The following is a 6,075-nucleotide window of genomic DNA, read 5'->3' as shown; positions in this document are numbered from 1 at the left end:
AGTTTTGCTTGTTTTCTTTTTGCAACACTAAGATAAGTGAAAATTCTGACATGGCAAAATCCTGGGCAACTTTTTGTTGCTCAGGAACTTATAAATAAAGTTAAATTATAGTGTTGCGGAATTAAGGCTTACTTGGAATCTTATGGCGATGTGCATAAGAACGGACCGCCGTAAGGTTGATACCGTAGCGGTCTGCCACTTCCTGTGGCGACAGCCAATCGACGATGGCATCAAGATCTATAGTGGTACCAAATACTGCATCAATGTGTTTTTTGCTGTAGTAGTTTCGTCCAGCAATACGGCACATAGGAATCTGGTGACGCTTGGCAGAAGCATAGAGCCATGACTGCTTGACCTTATAAATCTGCTTTACTTCTTCGCCAGAGTAGTATTCGAGGACTTCATCAGTTGCACGTTCCTCCTTTGCCTTGTCCTTTGCAGAATTCTTTATTTTCTTGGAAACAGACTTCTTGGGCTTAGTACATGGCAGGACACGATTATAAGGATTGGCCTCAAACATATTCTCAATATCACTCTTACGGACAAGGGCCATTCGGCTGCTCAGCCGTGAAGCTGGCAACTTCCCTTGCTCTACAAGTTTATAGACATACTGACGGGTGCAGCCAAGAAGAATGGCTGCTTTGGAAAAGGTCAGGTACTCCTGTTGCTGGAGTTCCATCACTGGTTCGACAGCCCGAAGGAAATCCCGTTGTCTCTTTTTCTTGTTCTCCTTTGCTTGCTCGGCACATTCCTCTGAGCAGTACTTCTGCATTCCGCTGTTTGTGGTGAAAACCTTGCCACAATAAGCGCATTTTCTGGTCTTTGGCATACTTGCGATATTTATGGATTCAACATTCCTTTTGCTGTACCTCTCCGCAAGTAATCACAAGTAAACTATTGACAACCTATATCAACCTTTTCCACAATATTGCTTTTCTCAAAAGTGGGTCAAAAAAACGTCAACTCTTGTAACCTGTCGTCAACTCTTATCAACTCTGTCCACCATGTGGCAAAAATAAAGCCTCGTAAATTCCCTGCGGTAGAAATACGTTGCAAATTTATAGGGAATTTCAGAAGCACCCAAAAACAGCTTCTGAAGTGTTAAAATCTAAAAGCGGTTGATATACAGATATTTATCTCCATATGTTTTTCGTTATTTGTGGTTGTTTAGAGGGCTCTAAATACAAGTATCGTTTTTGTGATAGATAGAAACTTTGTATGGCACCCATTCTTCCTATTTAAAAGACACCTCTATAAGTGATGCATCATCCTCTGGATCATTCAGTTTCCTTGAAATTTCATCTGCAGATAACACACCCAGATTCTTTTCAGCAACTTTGTACAATCCATCCGTACAGACGAACACAGTATCATCTTCTGACAACTTATGGTATAGGAAAGGAACATCATCTCGCAGACCAGACCCTTTAATGCATCTGGTCAAGGCTGTTCTACCATACCCAATATTTGCCATATGGTCTGTGGTTAACAACTCCGTCTTTCCTTCGTGTTGGGCATAGATTCTGACATTTCCCTGCCATGTGCAATAAAGTTCATAATCTATTATGATTGCCACGGCTACTGCAGCACCCATGTTACTTTTCTTCTCAATGCTTACCCGTCTCACTTCCTGATCTGCACGCTCCAGAGCCTTGTGCAAGACTTCTTTCTCGGCATATCCCTCATAATTCTTCATCAGATAATCAGCCACGGTGTTAGTCACGACATCAGCTGCTAAATTACCAAGACTCAATCCGCCCATACCATCAGCAAGCACTATGGCAATGCCGTATATCCCCATATTTTGTATGGCCATCTTATCCTCATTCGGATAACGTTTGCTGCTAATCGAAAATGATTTTACTTTCATCGTTTGTTCCTTTCTTCTAACTCTTTGCTATAGATTTCTACGAAAACACTCCAGATTTGGCGACAAGGCTCATAATTGCTACTGATGTCGTCCATTTCACTGTTCCCATAATACTTCATAAAGTGATAAATAAGGTTGCTCTTTTCCTCCTTCTTCAGTTCTGCTGATGCAAAGTCTGCATAGAACTGAAGATGTTCTGTTGTCAGCAGTTTGCTGATGTCGTAGGCCATCCATTGCGCACCCCAGATGATTGCATCCAGACTCTCATTGTCGAAAGTCACTACGTCGGGCGGCACATTGTCTTTTTGATATAGCAACTGGATGTCAAGGTAGTTTTTCAAGATGAACAACATGTCTTCTGCATCCTTGTCGGTCGATGCGTTTCTGTCGTTCCATGTGTCCAACTTAATCAGGAACTGACCGCATAGCGGAGCCATCTTTACTTCTATTTCGCCATTCACAATCACGGTGACCGCTTCGTTCATCACGTCTTGAAAGCACTTTACCGACATGACAGGATTCCCTTCTGGTGGCCAACCAATCTTTTCGTCCACAGCGACTCCGCCAAATGGAACAATGTCCACCTCAAAATCTAAATCCCCGTTCACGCCTTTGTAGAAGAACTTCTGCGTTTCTCCATGACGCTTGAAATGGTTATTCTCCAGCGTTTTGCAGATGTCATCAAAGGTTTGCCAGTCTTCTATGGCAATGGCTACATCCAAATCTTCCGTGCGGCGCTTTGGTTCATCGCCTTTCATTAGCTTCATGGCTACATCTCTTGCCCTGGCACCTACCACATACAGTGGCAACCCATGCTCTGCCATACATTTATTCAGGGCAACGAGTGTACTATATAGCCAGTCATTGCCAAGTTCCTCTTTCGTGATTTTATATTCCATTCTCAATCAGTCTTTGAGCCGCCTCAATGCAACGGCTGTTACCACTTCCCATCAAGTCAGCGTATATTAGAATTTTGGGAGCCGTTTTCTCGTCAGTATTGTCTTTCCAAAACTTCTGATAGAGTTTTATCCTGCCTTTCTCCTGGAATTTCACCTTCTTGGTCATCATCAGCTTGACACTCGGCGTTTCCGTGTAAATATCAAATAGTTCTGGCATCAGGTAGCGGTCAATCAAAAAGGCTCCACCTTCACCTCCCCAGCACATTCCATCTGGTAGTATTATTTTGTTCCAATCTCGTCGGCAGTCGGCATCCACAAACTCCATTTCCTTTAGCAGCAACTTCGGCTTCAGACTTTGATTGTAGTGAGTCTGCCAAACATCTAGCAGCTCTTTCCTGTTTTTCAAAAAGCGTCCATTTTCTGTGGTAAGCACAAACTTCCCCCTGCCAAGTTCCTCTATTACGTTCTTGATTGTGCCAAGTGACACACCGGTTTCTTCATGAATAGTCCGATAAGGCTTATTGATATTTATTTCGTCAAGCAACAAATAAAAAATAACCTTCAGACCTGCTTCATTGAACGCTTTTCCTTTTGCCTCTTTTGGCAGCATTGCCTTTTGTCCGCTTATACGTATAAACAGCGGAGCGGCAACAATGTTGCAGTTTCCGCTGCTCTCCACCACACTAACTCCTTCTTCAGGCAGACCGTCAAAAGATTCTGGTGAGAAATGGTTTGCTACCAGCATCAGCGGCTTGTCTGTCTGCTCCTTAAGACTTCTCATGTGCTGCACAATAAGGTTGTAATTTGCCTTGTTCACTTGTGGCCTCACATCACAAGCAAATGTAACCCCGTTGATAGTGAGGTTATAGCCATAACTTTTGCTTTGTTCAGCTGCCTTGAATATAATATCTTCCAAGTTCGTTAATCGTCTCAGATTATAGACGACATCATTGATGATTTCTTCTTCTCTGACCATACTTGTTCACTGTTTTGTTTTTGTTCATGCATTTTGAACGCTACAAATTTAATGAACATTTTCCAAACAACCAAACTTTTTGTTCAAAAAATGGTGTTTGTTCACGAATTTTGAACAAATATAATGCTTTGAACAAAAAAATATGCATTTTCTAAAATTTTGCAGTCTTTTAAAATGGATAATCTCTCGATGATAGTGGGCGAAAGCTGATGTCATTGCATCGGTTTTCGCCCACTATCTGTTTTGTAATCTTCTGTCGGGAGCACCAATAAGCCTTGCCGCAAGTTCTATTTTTACCTTTTCCCCTATCATTATTCCCCTTGTACCCCCTTTTTTCCCCAATTATTTCATGTTGATATGATTATTCGTGGATTATCGTGAATAATCGGAATCAGCATGGCATCATTAAGTTCCTTTGCAGCCGAATCACTAAAACTGTGATAAATTATGGAAAAAGAAATTCTGACATTCAACGACCTCCCGCAGGTCGTCGCCCAGCTTCGGGATGAGGTGATGGGCATGAGAGCCATGCTGACCAGACAGCAGGTAGAGAGTAGTAAACCCGTAAAGGAGAACCGCCACAAGCCAATGACTGTGGAAGAGGCCATCGAGTACACGCACATCCCCAGGGGAACGATGTACATGAAACTGGAGGACGGCACCATCCCAGCCACCAAGCCTGGCAGAAGATGGATCTTGTATCAGGATGAGCTTGACAAGTGGCTGGAGACCACGCGCAGGAATACCGTTCCTATGACCGCAGATGAGGAGAACGATGCTATCCTTGCTTCACACAAACGAAAGCCAGACAAGCATGACTGGTAGAACGAAGCCGACACCAGTCCGACGTAACCCTGTTTTTCAAGTCACATTCAAATCTCATTATTAACAACGGCTGAGGGCTGACCAATGCCAGCCCTCACCACAAAAAAAAGTAAAGATGAAATATATGAATATCAAGTATGGAATCCTGCTGACCAGAGAACAGCTTGATTTCCTCAAGGATGACAACCAAGGTTTCCACCGCATGAAAGCCCTTGATACCTTTCTCTCTTTGGCGGCAATAGAACCGTTCCATTATGAGAAGCTGAACTTCTCGGCTGACCTCAGTATCGGTCAGTTTGCCATATCGAAAGTGGAACTCGCCGAACTCTGGCACTGTGACCGCAAGACTGCACAGAAGATGATTGACCTCTTCAATGAGGTGGGGATTCTCACATCCGTAGCCAATAACCGTACGACTATCCACACCATTCATTGTCTGGCCTTCTGGTTCGTGGAAGGGCAGGATACTCCCATCAAGAATCCGTATTATCAACGTAATCCAATCGCTCCAAAACAGGCTGTCCAAGGTGATGCCTCGGAACCGACTTCGGACAATATCGGCAACAGCCATACTCTATCGGTTATATCTTCTAATCCCGTCCCATCTGTGACTGATGCCAACAATGATGAAAGGGAAGAAGATAAACTATCTCCATACGGAGAGGATGGACAGCTGTCTGAAGGCTACTTAGAGCAACTTGACGAGCACTATGCCAACCTGATGCCAGAAGCCGATAAGCTATATAGCACATCAAATGATGTCGCATTAGGCGACACTCCTGCTATGCCTACCAATCCAGAGGGCATCTCTGATAATGAAGATTCGACAAATCAACTTGTCTCGCCAACTCCCAGTACAACAGCTGCGGATGCAGCCGACAGCGCCGAGCACGCACTACAAGGCAGCGACTGACTGCAAGTCGAAGCCTCGGACAAACCCGAAGAAGTGTGATTTTTTCTGAGGTCTAAACAAGAAGTCCCAATGTCTGACAGATTTGCTCCGCTGCACTGTCCTTCCACTGGATTCTTGCGTCGCTCGCAGGCTCGCACCGGGCTGTCCAAGGCTTTTACTTCAATCTCCCGATAGTATTACATTTATAACCCAACAAAAAAATCATTGTGTAATTATGATTAAGACAAAATCGAAGACCTCAGAAAAGAGGCAGAACAAAGGACACCATATCGATGTCCGCTTCACGGAAGAAGAATACAACCAGATTATCACCAACGCCAACAAGTGCGGAATGCACAAAAGCAACTATGTCCACAATGCAGTCCTTGGGCACCAGCCAAAGCAGTTGATGACCGAGGGACAGGAGGAAGCATTGAAAAGTCTTTCCGCCGCAAGGTCAGAACTTGTCGGCATCCGCAATGCCCTTCACGGACTGCCTCAGGAGGTGAGGAAGCGGTACTTCAGGAACGAGCGAATCATGAAGGCATGGATAGAGGGTGTGAACTACCTCATCCAGCACTGGGACACCATTAAGGAAAACTTTGGAGGATAG

At 44.1% G+C, this 6,075-nt stretch carries 7 protein-coding genes; 3 read left to right on the top strand and 4 right to left on the bottom strand.

Features of this window, described 5'->3' with window-relative positions:
* Nucleotides 1-121: 121 nt before the first annotated feature.
* From CIK87_RS08750 to CIK87_RS08735, 4 genes are all read right to left on the bottom strand, one after another.
* On the bottom strand, nt 122-772 hold the full coding sequence (locus tag CIK87_RS08750) for a helix-turn-helix domain-containing protein (protein ID WP_254046536.1): 651 nt from the start codon (nt 770-772) through the stop codon (nt 122-124).
* 462 nt (nt 773-1,234) lie between these two features.
* Nucleotides 1,235-1,870, bottom strand: coding sequence for a PP2C family serine/threonine-protein phosphatase (locus CIK87_RS08745; protein WP_094386856.1), 636 nt, complete (start codon nt 1,868-1,870; stop codon nt 1,235-1,237).
* Complete coding sequence (locus CIK87_RS08740; RefSeq protein WP_094386855.1) at nt 1,867-2,769, bottom strand: hypothetical protein; 903 nt, start codon at nt 2,767-2,769, stop codon at nt 1,867-1,869. Before CIK87_RS08740 ends, CIK87_RS08745 begins: the two co-directional genes overlap by 4 nt.
* Nucleotides 2,759-3,745: a type IV toxin-antitoxin system AbiEi family antitoxin gene (locus tag CIK87_RS08735; RefSeq protein ID WP_094386854.1), complete on the bottom strand. Its 987-nt coding sequence runs from the start codon at nt 3,743-3,745 to the stop codon at nt 2,759-2,761. Before CIK87_RS08735 ends, CIK87_RS08740 begins: the two co-directional genes overlap by 11 nt.
* 447 nt (nt 3,746-4,192) lie before the next feature.
* Between CIK87_RS08735 and CIK87_RS08730 the strand changes: the two genes are divergently transcribed.
* From CIK87_RS08730 to CIK87_RS08720, 3 genes are all read left to right on the top strand, one after another.
* Complete coding sequence (locus tag CIK87_RS08730) at nt 4,193-4,570, top strand: helix-turn-helix domain-containing protein (protein ID WP_094386853.1); 378 nt, start codon at nt 4,193-4,195, stop codon at nt 4,568-4,570.
* Between the two features lie 124 nt (nt 4,571-4,694).
* The gene (locus CIK87_RS08725) at nt 4,695-5,483 is read left to right on the top strand and encodes a hypothetical protein (protein ID WP_144008158.1); all 789 of its coding nucleotides are present in this window, start codon (nt 4,695-4,697) and stop codon (nt 5,481-5,483) included.
* Nucleotides 5,484-5,697: 214 nt separating this feature from the next.
* A complete protein-coding gene (locus CIK87_RS08720) occupies nt 5,698-6,075 on the top strand; it encodes a hypothetical protein (RefSeq protein WP_094386851.1) in 378 nt (125 codons plus the stop codon).

The sequence above is a fragment of the Prevotella sp. P5-64 genome (genome assembly GCF_002251285.1).
Taxonomy (GTDB): domain Bacteria; phylum Bacteroidota; class Bacteroidia; order Bacteroidales; family Bacteroidaceae; genus Prevotella.
The sequence above is the reverse complement of the archived record's forward strand: the minus strand, read 5'-3'. Positions and strand labels throughout refer to the sequence as shown.

What these genes read in the sequence shown, in the direction of transcription:
- CIK87_RS08745 (WP_094386856.1), bottom strand. Translation starts at nt 1,870, where the DNA reads ATGAAAGTAAAATCATTTTCGATTAGCAGCAAACGTTATCCGAATGAG.
- CIK87_RS08735 (WP_094386854.1), bottom strand. Translation starts at nt 3,745, where the DNA reads ATGGTCAGAGAAGAAGAAATCATCAATGATGTCGTCTATAATCTGAGA.
- CIK87_RS08725 (WP_144008158.1), top strand. Translation starts at nt 4,695, where the DNA reads ATGAATATCAAGTATGGAATCCTGCTGACCAGAGAACAGCTTGATTTC.
- CIK87_RS08740 (WP_094386855.1), bottom strand. Translation starts at nt 2,769, where the DNA reads ATGGAATATAAAATCACGAAAGAGGAACTTGGCAATGACTGGCTATAT.
- CIK87_RS08730 (WP_094386853.1), top strand. Translation starts at nt 4,193, where the DNA reads ATGGAAAAAGAAATTCTGACATTCAACGACCTCCCGCAGGTCGTCGCC.
- CIK87_RS08750 (WP_254046536.1), bottom strand. Translation starts at nt 772, where the DNA reads ATGCAGAAGTACTGCTCAGAGGAATGTGCCGAGCAAGCAAAGGAGAAC.
- CIK87_RS08720 (WP_094386851.1), top strand. Translation starts at nt 5,698, where the DNA reads ATGATTAAGACAAAATCGAAGACCTCAGAAAAGAGGCAGAACAAAGGA.